Here is a 19497-nt window from a genome sequence, read left to right on the forward strand (position 1 = left end):
TCATAATTATTGAGACTCTTAAAACTAATTCTATTAAACTATACTATTTCAATTGGTTTATACTAACCCGATTAATGGGAACACGTAACAAATAATACCAGCTAATACTACGAATAAAATAGTCCATACTACTACTTTAGCCATAATTTTGCTTTCTACACCACTTAAACCAACCGCAGCTGAACCAATTGCAATTGACTGTGGACAAATCATCTTACCTAAACCAGCACCCATTAAGTTACCAGCTGCTAACCAAGCACCATTAGCGCCAATAGCTGCCGCTGTTTCAGTCTGTACTTTACCAAATAAAGCAGTTGTTGATGTACCTGAACCAGTTACAAATCCACCAATTGTACCGATTAATGGTGAGATGAATGGGAAGTATTTACCTGTAACATTTACTAATTCTTTTGAAATAGATGATGTCATTCCACTATATCCCATGATTTTAGCTACTGCTAATACAGAACAAATTGTGATAATTGTTTTAATATTTGATTTAACTGTTCTACCTAAAACTGCAAACATTGTTTTAAAGCTTGCACCTTGAATTGCACCACCAATAAAACCAGCTAATAAAATTAATACACCTGGAGTATTAATCCAGCAGAATGTTAATGGTTTACCTGTTGGGTAAAATTTAACCTGTGAAGCAATTGAGCTTAAAGGTTTATTAATAACAGGTACTAATTTTGAAGTCAAAAGTAAAAATACAAAAATAAAGATAAATGGTGACCATGCTTTAAATGCTCCACCAAATGTTAAACCTTTAGTACCTTCACCTGAAGTTGAAACTGTAAAGTCAGGGTTTTTAGGTGTTTTAGCTACCATAGCATATACAATGATTACAACCATACAAATAATTGCACCAATGATATTTGCAAGGTCTGGTCCTATGAACTGAGCTACAGCATACTGTGGTAAAATGTATGCTAAATCTGCGATTAATGTAAATAAAACTAATCCTTTTAAAGCTTTAAATCCTTTACCAATTACAACTACTGCAATAAATGGAATTAAGAATTGAACAACTGCTTGAATTAAAGCAACGTTTGAAGAAAGCTTAACTGTATCAATTCCTGTAATAGCATGCATAGTATTTGTAGGTACACCTACTGAACCAAATGCTGTTGGTGTTGAGTTAATAATTAAACATGTTACAACTGAAAGTAATGGATCAAAACCTAATCCAACTAAAATACCTGCTGGAATAGCTACGGCTGTACCAAAACCTGCCATACCTTCCATGAAGTTACCAAAACCAAATGCGATTAAGAGCATTAAAATTCTCTTATCTGTTGAAACGCTAGCAAGCATTGCTTTAATAGAATCCATTGCTTTTGTCTCTAATGTTAAGTTGTATGTAAATAAAGCTGCCAAAATAACAATAATAATTGGCCAAAGTGCATTACATACACCCTCTAAAGATGCAAGTCCAACATTGGTTGGTTCCATCTTCCATACAAATCCAGCTAATAAAGCTGTAATGACAAGTGCTCCTAAACAAGCTAAATGTCCTGGCATTTTAAAACCAGTTAAAGCCACAATTAAAAATAATATTGGGGCTAATGCAAGAATAAATAATAACAAATCATTCATTTTGTGATTCTCCTTTTTTCTACAAACCTTACGAAGATTCAAGCTTTCATATGAATCACTCAAAAAAATATATATAATTTATAAACTTCCTTATAACATTTAGTTTTTAAATTTCATAATCTTTTTTAAACCATCGTAAAATTTGTGATTAGTCGAAAAATATATTATCACAAAATAGGCCACGTTTCAATAGCTATAATGATTCAATTAATATTTTTCGACCAATTAATAATGTTTATTTTTTTAAAATTATTATAACAATAGCATACAATTACATTTTATCTATTTTTGAGTCATAAAATCAGGCAATGGTTTACCCATTTTTTTCCATTGATAAAACTCTGCTGTTGCTGCAAACATTACATCACCTGAAGAATTAAGCATTGTTTCAAATGAATCTTGAACAACATTTATTAATAATCCAATAGAAACAACTTGCATTGAAATTGTATCTGGAATACCAAATAACGAACACGCCATTGGAATAAGTAACAATGAACCGCCTGTCACACCTGAAGCACCACAAGCAGCTAAAGCTGATAAAATACTTAAGATTATTGCTGTGACAAAATTCACATGAATATTTAAAGTATTAGCTGTTGCTAATGTCATAACCGTAATTGTAATTGCTGCACCATCCATGTTAATTGTTGATCCTAAAGGAATTGACACAGAATACATATCTTTATCTAATCCCATTCTTTCACATAAAGCCATGTTAACTGGAATATTAGCAGCAGAACTTCTAGTAAAAAATGCTGTAAGTCCACTTTCCTTTAAACATTTAAAAACTAGTGGATATGGATTAGTTCTTAATGTAATTCCTGCAATTAAAGGATCAATAACTAACGCCACAATAAACATACATGCAATTAAAAGTCCTAAAACTTTACCATATTTTAAAATAGAGCTTAATCCACTTGAAATAATTGTTTTATATACAATACCTGCAATTCCAAATGGAGCAAAATCTATAATCCATTTAATAATTAATGAAACAGCTTTTGCTATGTCTGCAATGTTTTCTCTTGTTTCTACACTTGCACATTTTTTTAAGGCAAAACCAAATAAAACAGCCCAAAATAAGATTCCTAAATATTGGCCTTTTATGATAGCATTTATCGGATTTTGAATCATACTAAAAATTATATTACTTAAAACGGCAGATAAATTATCAGGTGCTTTATCTACTTTCGATGCCAACTGTAAAATAAGCTTTTGTGGAAAAATAAAACTTAAGACAACTGCTGAAACAGCAGCCAAAAATGTACTTAATAAATAGAAAAAGATTACCATTACAAAACGGGAATCTAATTTAGAATCTCCTGACGCTAAAGAACTACTTACTAATACGAAAACTAAAATCGGCGCTATTGCTTTTAACGCCTCAACAAAAATAGTGCCTAAAATACCGATATCAAAATATTTAACATGAAATGTTTTATTCAATACTAAGGCACAAAAAATACCAACAAGCATACCACAAAGAATTTTGACAATAAGATTTGTGTCATTATAGTCTTTGAGTGCTTTTTTAAAAAAACCTAAAAACTTCATAATACTTTCGTTTGACTATTTGTCAAACTCTCCTCTCTTCCTTTTTCTCGTTTTAACGTGAGAAAATAATATCATTGACTATAATAACACATAATTCTCTTTCAATCTACTTCTTTAACCTTTAATAGTCCTTTTTTACAATTTGGACATTTTAAGAACTTATAATCAATTTTTTTTAGTTCACTTGAACAATATGGACACTCTGACTCAATTATTGAAATTTTTCCATTCTTATATACACTAGAAACTGAAATTCCCTGTACAATCACATTACATTTCGAACAAAATTTTGGATGAAACGTTGCTATCGCCTCAATAAATCCTTCTTTGTTAATTGCTTCGTTAATTTCATTTTTGAAAGACTCACTATAATCAACAATTGCTGCGTTAATTGCATCTTTATCCTTGCTAGATTTTTCTACTCCATTCAAAAAAACAAATTCTTCTCCACATGAAGAACATTTAAAATCTAATCTTTTTTCCATATATACCTCCCTCTGATTAGCTACCCTAATCTCATTATTTTATTGTGCTAAAGTTTTTCCTATTGAATCTGCCGACATACCTTTCTTGACGGTAAATGACCCAGCATGTAATAAACTATCATACCCTTTTTCTATCATAAAACGTCTCATAGACTCTGAATTTTTTACAACACCTTTATCACATAATTCATCACATATTTCTCTAACTGTTTCGCCTTCCTTAACATTGATAACAACATCATCTTTATTCGACACACTAGCTTCAACTGTTGGAGTTTGTTCAGGTTTAGTTTTTTCGCTTTGTTTACTCGTTGTTGACTCACTTGAAGCTTGCTTATTTATTTTTTTTGATTTTTTACTATTTTTGTTACTTTTATTATTCTTTTCTAATTGTTTATTAAAATCTAGACTATTTTCGCTTGATGGTTGCTCTAATTGTTTTGCTTTTTCAAGTATTTGTGCATCTGTAAGCTCTTTAGGACTATTTAATGCAAAAACTATTGTTAATATAATTGTAGATGACAAAACGCCAGTACCTAGACCTCTTATAAAATATTTTAATCTCATTGTATCGCCTCCTTAACATTGCTACGGTACAACCCGATTACAAATTTTACTTCTCCAAGACCTAGTCCTAGCTCTTTTGCAATTTCAACATTATTCATTCCACTTTTATGTAATCGAAGAATATCAACATTATGATTTGATTTATCATCACCTGTTGCTGCTTCTTTTCCATTTTTTATAGATTCAGAAAGTAACTCATCTTCTTCGATTTTATCAGTTTCATTTAGTTTCTCTTCAACCTCTTCTGCTGCCTGTGCCCATCTTGCCAAAACCTCATCCTGTGTTGATTTCATATTTGTCGAGAAATCTGATAATTCACCTGCTAGCTTAGTTAGTTCTTCATGCTTGTCATTTAACATACTATACAAAAACATTATTTCATTATGTGTTTTATTCATTGAATCAAGCACAGTATCCGAATATTCGCTAATAGCCATTATCTTATTATTTGTCTCTTTTTCCATAGCTCTTTCTGCTATTTCAAGATTATAATCAAGCTGTTCCGTAATTTTTTCGTCTATTATCACATCTGCATTTTTTAATTGTTTTTCAATTACAATTTTCATCTGTTTTTCACTTAATGAATTAATCTTTTCAACATCTTTTTGTGACAATCTTTCCTCTATGAAAAAACTTGCTACCATAAAAATAACGCCTACCACAATTAAACTAATTTCAACTACATTCATATCTATTCCCCTTTTCCTTAACAAACCTAAACTCTAATTCATAATTTATCATTTTGTTAAATCGTTATATCAAAATGACTCTTTTTTTCGGTAACTGTTCCCATATCATTTTTATCTTCTAATTGCCCTTTATCAGATTTCTTTTTATTTTTTTGCTTTTTATATTCATTACTTCCTTTATCTTTTGCGTCATATTTCTTATCAAGCTGATCCGACTTATTTGTTTCTTGAACCGTCGTATACTTTAGTTCTTGTTTTTTTGCAACTTCATGTGAAATATTTTGCTGATCAACTTGTGGTTTACTCTCTTCATGCTGTTTTAAAGTTTTCATATCATCAAGCCTTTGGATTGCTCCATTAATGGAAACTGGTGTAATTGCCATAGCATTTTCCTCCTTTAATCCATACCAGCAATTCGAACTTCACCATCTCTTTTAACAAACTTAGAATGTGCCGTACTAGATTTTACTGTATATCTTAAATCTGAAATAATAATTATAGTTCCTGGCTGAACATCTCCAGATACAACAACATAAGATTTATCAGCCTCTTTCATCTCAGCTTTAATTTCCTCTAATCTTTCGCGCATTGGTGACAAAGCTTTTTGTTGCTCTTTATACACTAACGCTAACTTTTGTACATAAAGTATTTTATCTTTTGAAAAATTTTCACCTTTTTTTATTCTCGAACTAAAATTAGTTACTGTAACTTTTATTTTTTCTAACTCTTCTTCTTTTTCAGCTAAATTTTGAGTAAGCATAGACAATTCTTCTCTAACTTTTGGATCTAAACCTACCATAATTGTTGTTGGAGATCCCATAGATGTTCCTATTCCATTAGCTTCAACATATCTGCTTGCTCTAACAATTCCGCCATTAATAATTCCTTTTTTACCAGACACTCTAACATCTATACCAGCAGAAACATCACTATTTAAAATAATATCTGTTTCGATATAACCTTTTGCAATAACTTTTGCACTTTCAATATATTTAACTATAACGTTCTCCCCAGCTTTTATCACACCTTTGCCTTTGCCCACAATTCCACCTTTAATAATAACCTGACCCGTTGCTTCAATGTAGGCATCTTCAACCATGCCCTCTATTTCAATATTTCCATTCGCTGTAACGGAAAAACCACTTGTTACGTTTCCTTTTATTGTTACACTTCCTGCATAAGACAAATTACCAGTTGAATTATCTACATCAGAAGCCACTTCATATACTTCTGACATCACAACAGCACCTTTATCTAATGAGATATGACCGGTAAAATCGGCAACGAGTTTATCCCCTTCTTCATTAAATGACACGCCATTACCAGCAGTAATTGTAGCTGGATTTGGTGCCTTAGGAGCTTTTTCCTCGCCTAAAACATTAACACCTGGTGTTCCTTCTACTTCTTTTATTATTTCAGCCACAACATCACCTTTTTTAGCTTGGCTTATTGTGTCTAAATTCTTATAATCAACTGATCCATCGGCTTTTTGACGAGGTCTATGACTTGGATTAGTATTGAAATAATATTTTACTTCTCCGTCCTTTCCGTCTTCTACTTCTTTGCCTCTTGCCAAAACGATTTCTTTAAAATACACTATATTTTTTATTGCTTTATCAATCGCATCATCCATAATGCCATACGACACTTTACTACTAGACAATGCAGCCATAATCATCTCTTTTGATATTTTTTTACCTGTCTTAGAACCCGGATAAAAAATACATTTTGCAGACATCTTATCAAAGGCAATATCACAATCAACTGATTCATCAAATTTTTCTTGTTCAGATGCACCAACCTTAATTAATTTTTCTTCGGTGGCATCGTTAATTGCAGATGTTAATTCTTTTAAATTATAATCGTTAAACTCTTTTTTTCCTAAGAAATACAACACCTGCTGAACATCCACTCTTTGTCCATCTTCATCTGGTGGTAAAACCTTAAGATATGCAATTTTTTCCTGGACAACTATCTCAAATTTTTGATTTTTCATGATTGCTTCTCCTATTTTTGTTAAACAATAATATTTAAATAATCACCCATAATTTTTTTCATCTTAGCAAGTGCTTTTGTATGAAGTTGAGATACTCGCGACTCTGACACACCTAAAATTCTACTTATTTCTTTTAATGTCATTTCTTCATAATAATATAATTCAATAACTTTTCTTTCGTTATCAGTTAAAACATTTAACGAATCCGATAATTTTTGCTTTAATTCTCCTTCTGCGACAACATCTTCTGGTGGAGCAAATTTAGAATTACATCGGGTATCCATTACTAATTCAGGACCGGTTTCTTCAAATTCGTTTAAAGAAACAACATTTGTCACTTTTAGCTGGGACTGCCATGTATTCAATTCTTTGTCTGTAATTCCAAGTTCAATTGCTAATTCTTCATCTGTTGCATTTTTTCCAGTTCTCATTTCAACTTGCTTTACAGCTTCATCAATCTTTTTTTGTCGTTGACGAACTGTTCTTGGTATCCAATCCATTTTACGAATCTGATCAAGTATGGCGCCCCTAATTCTTAGACTAGCATAAGTTTCAAATTTAACATTTTTGGATAAGTCAAATTTGTCAATGGCATCAATCAGTCCAAAAATACCATAACTCACTAAATCATCATACTCGACATTATACCCAAGATACATACTCAAACGCCCCGCAACCAACCTCACCAACTGCGCATACTCAACAATAAGCTGTTCTCTAGTTTCTTGAGTTGGATTTTTTGAATACTCCTGCCATAATTTTTCTTTCTCTACTACCTTCATCATCGCGCAACCCCTCATTTTTCTATATTATTTTTGCTAATATTCTTCATCTTCTTCCGAAGTATCTAAGTCATCAGCTTCTTCCTCAATATCATCATCTTCTCCATATTCCTCGTCATCAGTTTCTTCATCTGATTCTTCATTTGATTCTTCTCCATTCTCATCTGCAAAATCAGATAGATTTTGTTCTAAAACATATCGTACACACTCTCCAATGACAAGAAACACAATTAATACAATCAATAACTCTAATGTAAAATCAAAGAGATTTAGATGGTTAATTATTGCAAAAATACAATCAATCAGGCCACCTATAAGCATAACAATTGCAGGTATAAATTTAGTATTCATCTTTTTACCGCCTTCTTTAAAATCCCTTTAAAATCAAATTGTTTTAATAGGTTTACCCACAGCCTTTATTACAAATTCACCTGTTTCACAATTCAATATTACTGTTCTACCATAATTCAACCCTGTATCTTCGGCTACTAAAGGGATTTTCAATTCTTTTAATGCTTTTTTTGCTGCTAATGCATTTCTCTCTCCAACATTGACAATACTTGATATTCCAGTACCGCCAAACATCTTTGCTCCTCCTGCAATCTTAGCTACCATTCTTCTTGGAGATGCTCCTTGTTTAATCATTTGATCATAAAGTGCTTTTATCCCTGTATCTCCAAATTTGGCAATATTCGTATTACTTTTTAACTGCGTACTATCTGGTAACATATAATGCACTAATCCTCCCACCTTTGCAACTGGATCATACAATGTGAGTCCAATACATGAACCTAATCCTAGCGTTGTAAGGGAGTCTGGAGCTTTTGTAATTTTTAAATCAGCCATACCTACTTTAAGAGTTACTCCCATAAAATATTTGCTCCTTATATTTACATACTAATACCTAATGCACCTAAAATCTTGTCATATGAATCTTCATCTGGCATTAAGATAAAATATCCTTCTATCATCAAGTCATCCCCAAATTCCGTTTCAATAAATAGTGCATTATCACCATATTGACCAAACATTATTGCTGGAACACTTAAAATTGCTGCTGCCATGTCAACCGAAATTGATGGAATTGATGGACCAATTACCAAACCAGTTAACGATGCTAATGCTGATAAATATGAACCAGCTATAATATTTCCAACCTCTTTTAACGCTGACAAATCCATTTCAGTAAAAGGTTCATTGTATTCTAAATCTCTCATCATCAATTTATTAACCAAATAATGAGCTGCTGGCATTTTCATCAAAAACATCATACTTCCCGTTATATCTTCCTGAACTTCTAAGAAAATGCCAACGATTGTCTCATCTTCTGGGCAAATTGCTGATCCAAGTTTTGATGCTTCCATAAGTTTAACACTAGGAACTCTCATATCGATTTTTTCACTTATCATGCTTGCAATTGCAGTTGTTGCATTGCCTGCACCTATATTTCCTAATTCTTTTAAGACGTCGACATACATGTTGTTCACATCATCTAAGGAAAAATTTGCCATACTTCCTCCTGTTTAAAATTCTACCAATATTTTTTATCTTAATTATTACTTGAACTAGAATTTTCTTTTTCACTTATAATATCATTTATTTCAAATAATGAAATTAATTCTTCTCCATTTTTTCCAATACCATTAATAAAACTTTGCTTATGTGTTCCATGTGTTGAAGCACCATTACTTACTTTTTCAATATCATCTTCACTCAATGTAATTACTTCTCTTACTTCATCTACAATAATTCCAAGATTGCCTCTTTCTTCAACTTTCAAAATAATAATTCTTGATTTTCCTGTAAAAACATCCTCTGACAATCCCATTTTTTTTCTAATGCTCATAACTGGAACAATTTCACCACGTAAATTAATAATTCCTGCAAAATAATCTTGTGCCATAGGTACTTTTGTAATTTTTTGCATCCTAACTATATTATCAACATATCCTATATCAATTCCATATTTTTCACTACCAATTCTAACTACAATATATTGTGTAAGCACTTTTTCAACTTCATCAAATTCCGCAATATTTACATCTGACATAATCTCACCTCCAAATTACATTAAAGTATTAACATCAAGAATCAATGCTACTTCACCATCACCTAGGATAGTTGCACCACTAATCAATTTATTTGCTTTAATATAATCTCCCAATGATTTAATAACGATTTCCTGCTGACCAACAAGGCTATCTACAACAAGGCCAGCATTATTATCGCCTCTATTTACAATAACAACTGTAAGTACTTCTGGATCTTCTTCTCTTGGCTCAATTCCAAGTATCCTATCCATTCTTATAATTGGAATAACTGTGCCACGTAAGTTAATTACTTCTCTGTTTTCTACATACTTAATATCACCAATTGCAATATCTTCAATATTCAAGATTGATCCTAATGCAATAGCATATTTATCGCCATGTACTTCTACTAGTAATGCCTGAATAATAGCAAGTGTTAATGGTAATCTAACTGTAAATGTTGAGCCTTCACCAAATTTAGATTCAACTTCTACATCACCGCCTAAGCCTTCAATGTTAGATTTAACAACATCTAGACCTACACCACGACCAGAAATATCTGTGATTTTTTTTGCCATTGAGAAACTAGGCATAAATAACAAATTGACAATTTCTTTTTGTGACATAGACTCAGCTTGTTCTACTGTAATAATACCTCTTTCAATTGCTTTTCCTTTTACAGCTTCAGTGTCAATACCGTTACCATCATCACCTACTTTAATAATAACGTTATTACCTTCTTGATAAGCATTAAGGAAAATATGTCCAGCTTCAGGTTTACCTCTTTCAGCACGAAGTTCTTTGGATTCTATACCATGATCTGCTGAGTTTCTAAGTAAATGCTGCAATGGATCGCCAATTTGATCTACTACAGTTCTATCTAATTCTGTTTCCTCACCAGTCATTGTAAGTTCCATTGGTTTATCTAATTTTCTTGATAAATCACGAATCATTCTTGGATATTTATTTACAACAGATTCAATAGGAACCATTCGAACTTTCATAACTGACTCATGTAAACTTGTTGTAATTCTTTCTAGATACTCAATCTGTTCATGGAAACCTTGAGAATTAACACCATTTCCATCTGTATTACTCATAGATACGATCGAGTTCTTCGCAATAATAAGCTCTGAAACCTGATTCATTAAAGCATCTAACTTTTCAATATCTACACGAACTGTTCTACTTGCAACAGGTTTTGCAACTTTCGTATTTTTATTATTTGCTGCTCCAGCTTTAGCTGCTGGTGCTGCTGGTGTCGCTGGTGTTGCTGGTGCTGCTGGCGCTGCTGGTGCAGCTGGTGAATCTTTCTTTTCTTCTTTAACTTCTTCTTTCTTTTCTTCAGGTTGATCTAATAAAGCACTATCAGGTAAAATAACTGATTTTATAGTTTCAATTTCTGAAACACTAGTTGCAGCAGACTCTATTTTAGCTATATCTTCAGATGTTGCAAAAACAAAACTAAAATCTAATTCAAAATTTTCATCTTCAATTTCCTGTGAACTTGGACGAAACACAAGAATTTGACCAAATTCTTCAACTGCTTTAAAAACTAAGAAAGCTCGAGCTGCTTTTAATAGACACTCTTTTTGAATTGTAACATCAACAAAATATACTTTTTGACCACTATCTTTTGCATTTTTTATATCTTCAATTTCTTTGTCAGTTAATTCTAAATTAGGAATATTAGCATCGCCACCTCCACTTGAGGCTGCTTCTGCTGTGTTTGCTTCACTAGGAGCTTCATTTTTAGCTGCCTCCTCTTTCTTAGGTGCTGCTTTTGGAGTCTCTCCATTTGCCTTAGCTAAAAAGTCATTCAGCTCTTTTATAATATTTTCATTATCTTCCGTACCTTCATCTGATGTATTTTTTACATTTGCAAGATATCCATCTAATGCATCAAGACATTCAAAAAGTAAGTCAATCATTGCACTGTCAACTTGGATTTTATCACTTCTTACTTCTTGAAATACGTTTTCCATATCATGTGTCAAATGCTGCATTCGTTTAAATCCCATTGTTCCAGCCATACCCTTTAATGAGTGAGCTGCACGGAAAACTTCATTTATGGTATCTTTGTTATCAGGCTCTTGTTCAAGTGTCATAATACAGTCACTTAAAGTCTGTAAATGTTCACTACTCTCATCAATAAATATCTCAAGATATTGACCTACATCCATTTATTCTACCCCCACATTTTTCGTAATACTGTTTGCGACTTCACCTAATGGAACTATTTCATCAACAAGTCCTGTCAATGCAATCGCTCTAGGCATTCCATAAACTACACATGTTTGTTCATTTTGTGAAATAATATATACTGGTTTCTTAGATGCTAAAGATGTTATTCCTGCTGTACCGTCTGCACCCATCCCTGTAAGTACAACGCATACAATTTTGTCATAACCCGATGTGATAAGAGAGTCATACATTACATTGGCACAAGGTTTTAAACCACCAATAGCAGGCATATCATTAAAAGCAATTTTATGTGATGTATCTGAAACCTTTTTTATCTCTAAATGATTTCCCCCCGGTGCTATATATACAACACCTTTTTTAAGGATTTCTCCATTTTCTGCTTCTTTTACTTTTACTTTGCTTATCTCGTTAAGTCTCTCTGCTAATGATTTTGTAAATCCCTTAGGCATATGTTGAACTATAACAACTGGAGCTTCTAATCCACTTGGAATATATGGTACTACTCTTTGCAATGCCTTTGGTCCACCTGTAGAACATGCTATTGCAACAAGCGTATTTTTAGCTCCTTTTGATGGTTTGATTTTACGATTGTTACTCGTTTTTGAAACCTCCACTGGTCTAAATCTTTCGATCTTAGGATCCACTGGTCGTACCTGCCTATTTGGAGGAGTAACTGGCGCTTGTACATTATTCTTTCGCCTTACTCTTCCTGCGCTACTTCCATAAAATGAAGTATTCAAAATTGTAATTAATCTATTTTTAAAATCCTCACCTTTTGCTTCGATGATATTAGATGGTTTCTCGACGAAATCAATTGCCCCTAGTTCAAGTGCCTTAATTGTCACCTGTGAATCTGCTCTTGATACCGTACTCACAACAATTATTTTGGCTTTTATGCCATCTTTTTTCAACTTCTCCAAAAGTTCAAGTCCAGACATTTTTGGCATATTGACATCTAAAATCACGCCATCAAACGTATTATTTTTTAGTTTTTCATATCCTTCTACTCCGTCTTTGCATGTATCAACTACTTGAAAATTACTATCTGAGTTGATTATATCACACATTACTCTTCTCAGGAGTGCAGAGTCATCAATAACTAAAATATTTTTTTTCATTCTAGTCACCTATTTTTTCTTTTTGCGTGATCTCCTTTGTTCTTGATATACATATCTAATAATTGCATCACGAATTTTATTATCTTTAAAAATAAATTCGACTCTTTGATTATAAATATCATGATCATTTGAATTTTTATATGAAGCTATAACCTTAGCCACAATAAAAAACTCCTTCTCAACTTCACCATTAAAGAGTGCAACATTAATCAAGATATAATTTTCTCTTCCAACTTGTTCTTTAGAAGCAAAACGCAATCCACCTCCACTAATATCTACAATGGTTGCTTTTCTTTCTCTTAATCTTTCAATACCATTTTCTCTTATACTGTTAAAAATTTCATCTGCCGAATTAAGAGTACTCTCTTCTTGAGTCAAAAGATAGTAATTCATATCCAAAGTACATGCTAAACGATAGTATTCTCTCCTCTGGATTTTTTTGATTTTTGACCTTTCAGAAAGGACCATAAAGGACAAGTTCTGTATCTTATATCGGTTAATTATCTCAATTTCACACTTATATATCCCGCTTTTTGTAAAAAATGTAAAATTAAACACAACATTAAAAGGAAACAATACGGTTTTCATTTTCCTCATTGGGATAGCAACTGCAATATTTCCTTCTTCTGTTATGTCTAAAACTTCTGTTTCAAATGTTATTTTTTCTGTACCATCTTTCTTTTTTACAGGTTGTTTCATTCCAATTCTAACTTTATCACCTGGATTAACAACATCTTTTAAAAATGTCATACTTTATCTCCTTAAGTTCAAAACGCCACTAAAACTTAAAGTTATAACTAATCTTATATTATGTTACCCAAAAGTCCAGAAAACAACTGAGTTATTCCAAATTTTTTATCGTTGACTAATTGATCTTCTTTATCAACTAATTTATTTGCTAGTTCTCTAAAAGCTTTCGAAGATTTAGCATTGATATTAACTTCAGAAACGATTTTTTGTTGCTTAACCGCTTTTTCTAATTGAATATCATCTGGAATCATTCCATAAAAATCAATTTCTTCTTCCAAGAAATTAGTTACTATAGAACTTAGCTTTGAATATACTCCATTTCCTTCTTCTTTTGACGTCACTTTATTTGCTACAACATGAATCTTAGTGTGTCCCTTTATATATCCTGGATTTTTATACAAAGCTTTTAATAATGAATACGAATCAGCAATAGAACTTGGGTCTGGCGTTGTAACTAAAAGTACTTCTGGACTAAATTTTAAAAATTCAACAACCTGACTTGAAATACCAGCGCCCGTATCTATAATTATATAATCCGCCATTTCATTTAAATCTTCTAACGATTTCACCATGTATAAAATCTGGTTTCTACCTAAATTGTTTAATCCAATTATTCCTGATCCACCTGAGATAAACCCTATTCCATGAGGTCCTATGCTTATAATTTCTCTTATACTCATTCCTCTATATATTAAATCTGATAATGTATACTCAGGTTTACTTCCAAACATAACCTCAACATTTGCCAAACCAAAATCAGCATCAAATATGATAACTTTTTTCCCTAGCTTTTGCAAAATAACAGCCAAATTAACAGAAATATTTGATTTGCCTACTCCGCCTTTTCCACTAGTTACTGCTATCACTCTAGCTATTTTTTTTAACGAAGTATTTTGCTTTTTATGATTTATGGCCTCTCGTAATTGTTGTGCCTGATCCATTTTATTCTATTTTCCCCCCAATAAATGCTTGACAACCTTTTGAATATCTATAACCGATAAATCATCTGGAACATTTTGTCCATATGCCACATATGACAAATCAGCATTTGAATGTAACTTAATATTTAAAATGTTGCCAAAACAAGTAGTCTCATCTAATTTAGTAAAAATAATGCTGTAATCTGATATTTCATGAAAACTATCTGATATTTCCATTAAATCTTTTAACTTCGTTGTTGCACTTAGAACTAAAAATACTTCTCTTTCATACTCAGCATCTAATTGGTTTATAAGAATTTGGGTATCATTTTTTTGTTCTACATTTTTGTGTGAAAAACCTGCAGTATCAACAAAAATCAAATCATACTCTGAAAGTTGTAAAACTGCATCATTTAACTCCTCTACTGAATATATAATTGATAACGGAGCATCTAAAATGTTTGCATATACTCTAAGCTGTTCTGTAGCTGCAATTCTATAAGTATCTGCTGTTAAAAATGCCACCTTTTTGTTTTTTTCCATTTTATATTTTGATGCTATTTTTGCAATTGTAGTAGTCTTTCCTACGCCTGTTGGTCCTATAAAAAATACAACCTTTGGTGATTTTCCTGAGCACTTAATTGTTGCTGGTGTACCTAATCTTAAAATTAATTTTTGATAAACATTTGATAATATTGTATCTAAGCTTATTCCTGGTCTAATAAATTTTTCAACTTCACTAAGAATCTGATTTATATTTTTTTCACTAACTTCATTACTTAATAATGTCCTGTATAAAATTTTAACAAAATTAACTTCTTCAGCTGTTGGAGCTTTATAAAACATCTTATCATCTGCTATTGTACCGCCTAATTTTTTTTCAAACATGCTTCCTAAATTTTCTAAGCGATCGTCAATCTCAGGCGCTTCATTTTTTCCATGTATAATTCTTTTTATAGGTTCCTCTGTTTTACTATCTGCTTTCTTGATGCTTTCAAGAGCAACCTTTTCATTTAATTGCTCAAAAATCGGTTTTTGGGCTTTCTGATTTGATGCTTTATCTTTATAAACAAAATTTCTAACTTCTCCTTCATCTTTTAAACTACTAAAATCTTTGTCGATTTCTCTTTCATTGATAAAGCTCTTGAATAACCCTTTATCCGTTTCATCTATGTATTTTGTATCAGTGTTAATCCCTTTTTTATATGGATTAGAATATGTGTCTCCAATTTCTTTTTCTGTTGATACACTAACTGGTTGTTTAATTGGAATTTCAATTTCATCATCCACTGATAAATCAATACTCTCATGTGTTTTTAATTGACTTTTAAATGGTTTCATATTCTTTGTATAGCTCTCCTTTTCCTCATCCACTGCCGCAGTTATCTCAATCATTTGACTTTTGAATGCACCTAAAATGCCTTTAGATTTAACTGGTTTTTCATTCATAACTACAACATTTTCTCCTAATTCTTTTTTTGCTTTTTCAAGCGCCTCTTCTCTAGTTTTTCCTTGATATTTATTTATCGTCATTTACGCCGTCACCATCCCAACCGATTGAAGTTCTACACCAGAATCTACTTCATTGTATGAAACAACAATCAAATTTTTAAAATAATCCTCAGTTAATTTTTTAAAATACATTCGTACTATAGGTGATGTTATGATAATTGCATTTTTTCCTAAACTCTCTAATTTATTAACTTCTTTCTCAACTGAATCCATAATATTCTTTGTACGTTCAGGATCTAATGTTATAAAAGCTCCTTGTTCACTTTGTTTAACAGATTGCATGATTTCTTGTTCTATCTTTGGATCAAGCGTAACTATACTTGTCACCTCGTTTAAAGGGAAATACTTACTTGATATTGCTCTCTTTAAGCTTTGCCTTACATATTCAGTTAATACATCCGTGTCACGTGTTACTGCTGCATGATCCGCTAAGGTTTCAAAAATAGATAACAAGTCTCTAATTGAAATTCCTTCATTAAGCAAATTCTGTAAAACCTTTTGAATTTCACCTAATCCTAATAGTTTTGGTGTAAGTTCATCAATTAAAACAGGATTGCTTTCTTTTAAGTTGTCTACTAAGTTTTGTACATCTTGTCTTGTTAATAGTTCTGCAATATTTGATCTAATTACTTCTGTGAGATGCGTTGCGATAATTGAAGGAGGATCAACAACCGTATAACCTAAACTTTCAGCTCTTTCTCGTTGTCCTTCGCTTATCCATATTGCTGGAAGATGAAATGAAGGTTCATACGTCGGAATACCTGTAATCTCCTCTTCTACAAAACCTGGATTCATCGCCATATAATGATCAAATAAGATCTCGCCTTCTGCTAACTGAATACCTTTTATTTTTATAATATATTGATTAGGATTCAACTGAATATTATCTCTTAAACGAATGATTGGAACGACAGTTCCTAATTCTAATGCTATTTGCCTTCTAATCATAACCACTCGATCAAGTAAATCTCCACCCTGATTTATATCAGCAAGTGGAATAATTCCATAACCAAACTCTAACTCTATTGGATCTACCTTTAAAAGAGAAACAACATTTTCAGGTTTTCTAATTTCCTCTGCTTCCGTCTCTATTTGTTCTACTTCATCTTCTATACTTTCAATGCCAAGCATAGAATCAATTTTCTTACCTGTAACTAAAAATACTGCTCCTAATGCTATAAATAACAACGTATTAAGTGGTGTAAATATGCCAAGGAAGCAAAGAACACTTCCTACTAAATATAAAACTCGTGGAATACCAAATAACTGTTTTACCAAAACACCACTAAAGTCTGCTTCATTTGAACCTTTTGTTACAAGTACACCTGTTGAAAGTGATATTACAAGTGAAGGAATCTGAGAGCAAAGTCCATCACCAATTGTTAAAATTCCATATTGCAACAAAGCCTCTTGAATTCCTAAGCCCTGACGCGTAGCTCCCATAGTAGTACCACCAGCAATATTTATGACTGTAATAATAAGTCCCGCAATTGCATCACCTTTTACATATTTAGTAGCACCATCCATAGCTCCAAAAAAACTAGATTCTTTTTGAATTTTTTCACGTCGTTCTTTTGCTTGTTCATCAGTAATTGCTCCAGTATTTAAGTCTGCATCTATTGCCATCTGTTTACCTGGCATAGCATCAAGTGTAAATCTTGCAGTTACTTCAGCAACACGTTCAGAACCTTTATTAATTACTACGAATTGAATAATTACAAGTACAATAAAAACAATGGTACCGATAATCATATCGCCGCCACCTACGAAATTACCAAATGTTCTTACAACATTTCCAGGATCTCCTGTAGATAAGATAAGTCTTGTTGAAGAGACATTTAACGAAATTCTAAAAATTGTTGTAAACAACAACAACGTTGGGAAAAAAGACATATCTAAAACTTCTTTTACGAAAAGCACATTAAATAAAATAATAAGAGCAATAGAGATATTTATTGCCAACATCACATCCAACAAAATCGCTGGGATTGGCACAATAAAGAAAATAATTGCACATAACAAATATACGGCAATTCCCACATCAGATAAATTTATTTTTTTCATGTGCCCGTTACCCCCTCCCATAAACTAATTTTCCTACTAATCTTTATCGGTTATTTTCTCTCTTATGATAAATATTTGCCAAAATTTCTGCCACCGCCTGATATAACTCCGGTGGAATTTCTTCATTTATTTCAACATTAGCATATAACGTTCTCGCTAATGGCTTATTTTCAACTATTTCTACATTATTTTCTCTTGCTACTTCTTTAATTTTTTGAGCCAAATAATTTTCACCTTTTGCAACAACAATAGGGGCGCCTTTAGACTCTTTATCATATTTCAAAGCAACTGCATAATGCGTAGGGTTAGTAATTACAACATCTGCTTTTGGAACACTTTGCATCATACGTCTTTGAGACGCTTCTTGCATAATTCGTCTTTGACGTCCTTTAGTCTGAGGATCACCTTCTGAATTTTTAAATTCATCTTTAACTTCTTGTTTACTCATCCTCATATCACGTTTAAATTTAACTTTTTGAAAAATAAAATCACTTAAACCAACTATTAAATAACAAATACTAATTTTTAAACCTGTGTTAATAATTACATCTCCAACCAAAGATAATGCTTGATTTAATGGCATCTTATATAAAATAAATATCTTTTCTTTTTCGTCCTTTATAGAAAAAAAAGCTATTAAAAAAATAAGAACGATCTTAATAATCGACTTTATTAACTCAAATATAGAATCTTTTGAAAGGATTCTCTTAAAACCATTAATTGGATTAAATTTTGATAACTTAGGCTGCAAAGTCTTTGGTGCTACTTTCCATCCTACTTGTACTACACTAAGCAAAAAAGTAATTACAAATCCAAATATAAAGATTGGTAATACAATATAAAACATTTCTATATTTACATCCATAAACATTGACATTACTACCTTAATTGAGAATTTATTAACCTCCTCATCTGCATATCTTCCTATTGCACCATAAGCGATTTTGAACACATTTATCAAATGTTCTCCTATGTACGATAGAAAGAATTTCATAACTAAAAACAACGTAATAAGATCAAATGCTGATGTTAATTCCTTACTTTTTGCGACTTTACCTTCTTTTCTAGCATCTTCTAATTTTTTTGCTGTAGCAGGTTCAGTTTTATCTCCACTATCACCCGCAAAAAGCTGTAAATTTAATTCTAATCTCTTTATTTCTTTACTATTTCTGTATTTATAAACTCTTTTAACTCGTCTTTCAACTCCTTGCATAAAAATTCAT

Annotated in this window: 19 protein-coding genes; all 19 read right to left on the reverse strand. The window is 31.9% G+C overall.

All coding sequences use genetic code 11. The annotated features are described in order from the left end of the window. Positions 1 to 57: 57 nt before the first annotated feature. Positions 58 to 1599: an L-lactate permease gene (locus BMY79_RS02150; RefSeq protein WP_022747895.1), complete on the reverse strand. Its 1542-nt coding sequence runs from the start codon at positions 1597 to 1599 to the stop codon at positions 58 to 60. A gap of 282 nt (positions 1600 to 1881) precedes the next feature. Next, a complete protein-coding gene (gene sstT, locus BMY79_RS02155) occupies positions 1882 to 3156 on the reverse strand; it encodes a serine/threonine transporter SstT (protein ID WP_074730358.1) in 1275 nt (424 codons plus the stop codon). A gap of 101 nt (positions 3157 to 3257) precedes the next feature. Beyond that, a complete protein-coding gene (locus BMY79_RS02160) occupies positions 3258 to 3641 on the reverse strand; it encodes a hypothetical protein (RefSeq protein WP_022747898.1) in 384 nt (127 codons plus the stop codon). Between the two features lie 39 nt (positions 3642 to 3680). Beyond that, entirely contained in the window at positions 3681 to 4208 is a 528-nt protein-coding gene (locus tag BMY79_RS02165) for an endolytic transglycosylase MltG (RefSeq protein ID WP_022747900.1), read from the reverse strand. Next, on the reverse strand, positions 4205 to 4897 hold the full coding sequence (locus BMY79_RS02170) for a DUF6115 domain-containing protein (protein ID WP_022747901.1): 693 nt from the start codon (positions 4895 to 4897) through the stop codon (positions 4205 to 4207). The genes BMY79_RS02165 and BMY79_RS02170 overlap by 4 nt, the downstream gene beginning before the upstream one ends. A 56-nt stretch (positions 4898 to 4953) precedes the next feature. Then, on the reverse strand, positions 4954 to 5280 hold the full coding sequence (locus tag BMY79_RS02175; protein WP_022747903.1) for a hypothetical protein: 327 nt from the start codon (positions 5278 to 5280) through the stop codon (positions 4954 to 4956). 14 nt (positions 5281 to 5294) lie between these two features. Further along, positions 5295 to 6893 carry a DUF342 domain-containing protein gene (locus BMY79_RS02180; protein ID WP_074730359.1) on the reverse strand — a complete coding sequence of 533 codons (1599 nt, stop codon included), beginning with the start codon at positions 6891 to 6893 and terminating at the stop codon, positions 5295 to 5297. 20 nt (positions 6894 to 6913) lie between these two features. Further along, the gene (locus BMY79_RS02185; protein WP_420358870.1) at positions 6914 to 7693 is read right to left on the reverse strand and encodes a sigma-70 family RNA polymerase sigma factor; all 780 of its coding nucleotides are present in this window, start codon (positions 7691 to 7693) and stop codon (positions 6914 to 6916) included. Positions 7694 to 7711: 18 nt separating this feature from the next. Further along, on the reverse strand, positions 7712 to 8026 hold the full coding sequence (locus BMY79_RS02190) for a hypothetical protein (RefSeq protein ID WP_074730360.1): 315 nt from the start codon (positions 8024 to 8026) through the stop codon (positions 7712 to 7714). A gap of 33 nt (positions 8027 to 8059) precedes the next feature. Then, a complete protein-coding gene (locus BMY79_RS02195; protein WP_022747908.1) occupies positions 8060 to 8545 on the reverse strand; it encodes a chemotaxis protein CheD in 486 nt (161 codons plus the stop codon). 20 nt (positions 8546 to 8565) lie between these two features. Continuing rightward, on the reverse strand, positions 8566 to 9186 hold the full coding sequence (locus tag BMY79_RS02200) for a chemotaxis protein CheC (protein ID WP_022747910.1): 621 nt from the start codon (positions 9184 to 9186) through the stop codon (positions 8566 to 8568). Between the two features lie 38 nt (positions 9187 to 9224). Further along, the gene (locus BMY79_RS02205) at positions 9225 to 9725 is read right to left on the reverse strand and encodes a chemotaxis protein CheW (protein ID WP_022747911.1); all 501 of its coding nucleotides are present in this window, start codon (positions 9723 to 9725) and stop codon (positions 9225 to 9227) included. A 15-nt stretch (positions 9726 to 9740) separates the two neighbouring features. Next, on the reverse strand, positions 9741 to 11888 hold the full coding sequence (locus BMY79_RS02210) for a chemotaxis protein CheA (RefSeq protein WP_022747912.1): 2148 nt from the start codon (positions 11886 to 11888) through the stop codon (positions 9741 to 9743). Continuing rightward, positions 11889 to 13028 carry a chemotaxis-specific protein-glutamate methyltransferase CheB gene (gene cheB / locus BMY79_RS02215; RefSeq protein ID WP_074730361.1) on the reverse strand — a complete coding sequence of 380 codons (1140 nt, stop codon included), beginning with the start codon at positions 13026 to 13028 and terminating at the stop codon, positions 11889 to 11891. It lies immediately after the preceding gene. 9 nt (positions 13029 to 13037) lie between these two features. After that, positions 13038 to 13778 carry a flagellar brake protein gene (locus BMY79_RS02220; protein ID WP_022747915.1) on the reverse strand — a complete coding sequence of 247 codons (741 nt, stop codon included), beginning with the start codon at positions 13776 to 13778 and terminating at the stop codon, positions 13038 to 13040. Positions 13779 to 13831: 53 nt separating this feature from the next. Continuing rightward, positions 13832 to 14719, reverse strand: a complete 888-nt coding sequence (locus tag BMY79_RS02225) for a P-loop NTPase (RefSeq protein WP_022747916.1) — start codon at positions 14717 to 14719, stop codon at positions 13832 to 13834. A 6-nt stretch (positions 14720 to 14725) separates the two neighbouring features. Beyond that, positions 14726 to 16231: a flagellar biosynthesis GTPase FlhF gene (flhF, locus tag BMY79_RS02230; protein ID WP_022747917.1), complete on the reverse strand. Its 1506-nt coding sequence runs from the start codon at positions 16229 to 16231 to the stop codon at positions 14726 to 14728. Beyond that, positions 16232 to 18274, reverse strand: a complete 2043-nt coding sequence (gene flhA, locus BMY79_RS02235; protein WP_022747918.1) for a flagellar biosynthesis protein FlhA — start codon at positions 18272 to 18274, stop codon at positions 16232 to 16234. Between the two features lie 43 nt (positions 18275 to 18317). Further along, positions 18318 to 19487 (reverse strand): flagellar biosynthesis protein FlhB, encoded by a 1170-nt coding sequence (flhB, locus tag BMY79_RS02240; RefSeq protein WP_027421746.1) that lies wholly within the window; start codon positions 19485 to 19487, stop codon positions 18318 to 18320. Positions 19488 to 19497 lie beyond the last annotated feature (10 nt).

It is taken from the genome of Lachnobacterium bovis, assembly GCF_900111325.1.
Lineage (GTDB): Bacteria > Bacillota > Clostridia > Lachnospirales > Lachnospiraceae > Roseburia > Roseburia bovis_A.

Coding starts and splice junctions, on each gene's coding strand:
- BMY79_RS02150 (WP_022747895.1), bottom strand. CDS start 1,599: ATGAATGATTTGTTATTATTTATTCTTGCATTAGCCCCAATATTATTT.
- sstT (WP_074730358.1), bottom strand. CDS start 3,156: ATGAAGTTTTTAGGTTTTTTTAAAAAAGCACTCAAAGACTATAATGAC.
- BMY79_RS02160 (WP_022747898.1), bottom strand. CDS start 3,641: ATGGAAAAAAGATTAGATTTTAAATGTTCTTCATGTGGAGAAGAATTT.
- BMY79_RS02165 (WP_022747900.1), bottom strand. CDS start 4,208: ATGAGATTAAAATATTTTATAAGAGGTCTAGGTACTGGCGTTTTGTCA.
- BMY79_RS02170 (WP_022747901.1), bottom strand. CDS start 4,897: ATGAATGTAGTTGAAATTAGTTTAATTGTGGTAGGCGTTATTTTTATG.
- BMY79_RS02175 (WP_022747903.1), bottom strand. CDS start 5,280: ATGGCAATTACACCAGTTTCCATTAATGGAGCAATCCAAAGGCTTGAT.
- BMY79_RS02180 (WP_074730359.1), bottom strand. CDS start 6,893: ATGAAAAATCAAAAATTTGAGATAGTTGTCCAGGAAAAAATTGCATAT.
- BMY79_RS02185 (WP_420358870.1), bottom strand. CDS start 7,693: ATGAGGGGTTGCGCGATGATGAAGGTAGTAGAGAAAGAAAAATTATGG.
- BMY79_RS02190 (WP_074730360.1), bottom strand. CDS start 8,026: ATGAATACTAAATTTATACCTGCAATTGTTATGCTTATAGGTGGCCTG.
- BMY79_RS02195 (WP_022747908.1), bottom strand. CDS start 8,545: ATGGGAGTAACTCTTAAAGTAGGTATGGCTGATTTAAAAATTACAAAA.
- BMY79_RS02200 (WP_022747910.1), bottom strand. CDS start 9,186: ATGGCAAATTTTTCCTTAGATGATGTGAACAACATGTATGTCGACGTC.
- BMY79_RS02205 (WP_022747911.1), bottom strand. CDS start 9,725: ATGTCAGATGTAAATATTGCGGAATTTGATGAAGTTGAAAAAGTGCTT.
- BMY79_RS02210 (WP_022747912.1), bottom strand. CDS start 11,888: ATGGATGTAGGTCAATATCTTGAGATATTTATTGATGAGAGTAGTGAA.
- cheB (WP_074730361.1), bottom strand. CDS start 13,028: ATGAAAAAAAATATTTTAGTTATTGATGACTCTGCACTCCTGAGAAGA.
- BMY79_RS02220 (WP_022747915.1), bottom strand. CDS start 13,778: ATGACATTTTTAAAAGATGTTGTTAATCCAGGTGATAAAGTTAGAATT.
- BMY79_RS02225 (WP_022747916.1), bottom strand. CDS start 14,719: ATGGATCAGGCACAACAATTACGAGAGGCCATAAATCATAAAAAGCAA.
- flhF (WP_022747917.1), bottom strand. CDS start 16,231: ATGACGATAAATAAATATCAAGGAAAAACTAGAGAAGAGGCGCTTGAA.
- flhA (WP_022747918.1), bottom strand. CDS start 18,274: ATGAAAAAAATAAATTTATCTGATGTGGGAATTGCCGTATATTTGTTA.
- flhB (WP_027421746.1), bottom strand. CDS start 19,487: ATGCAAGGAGTTGAAAGACGAGTTAAAAGAGTTTATAAATACAGAAAT.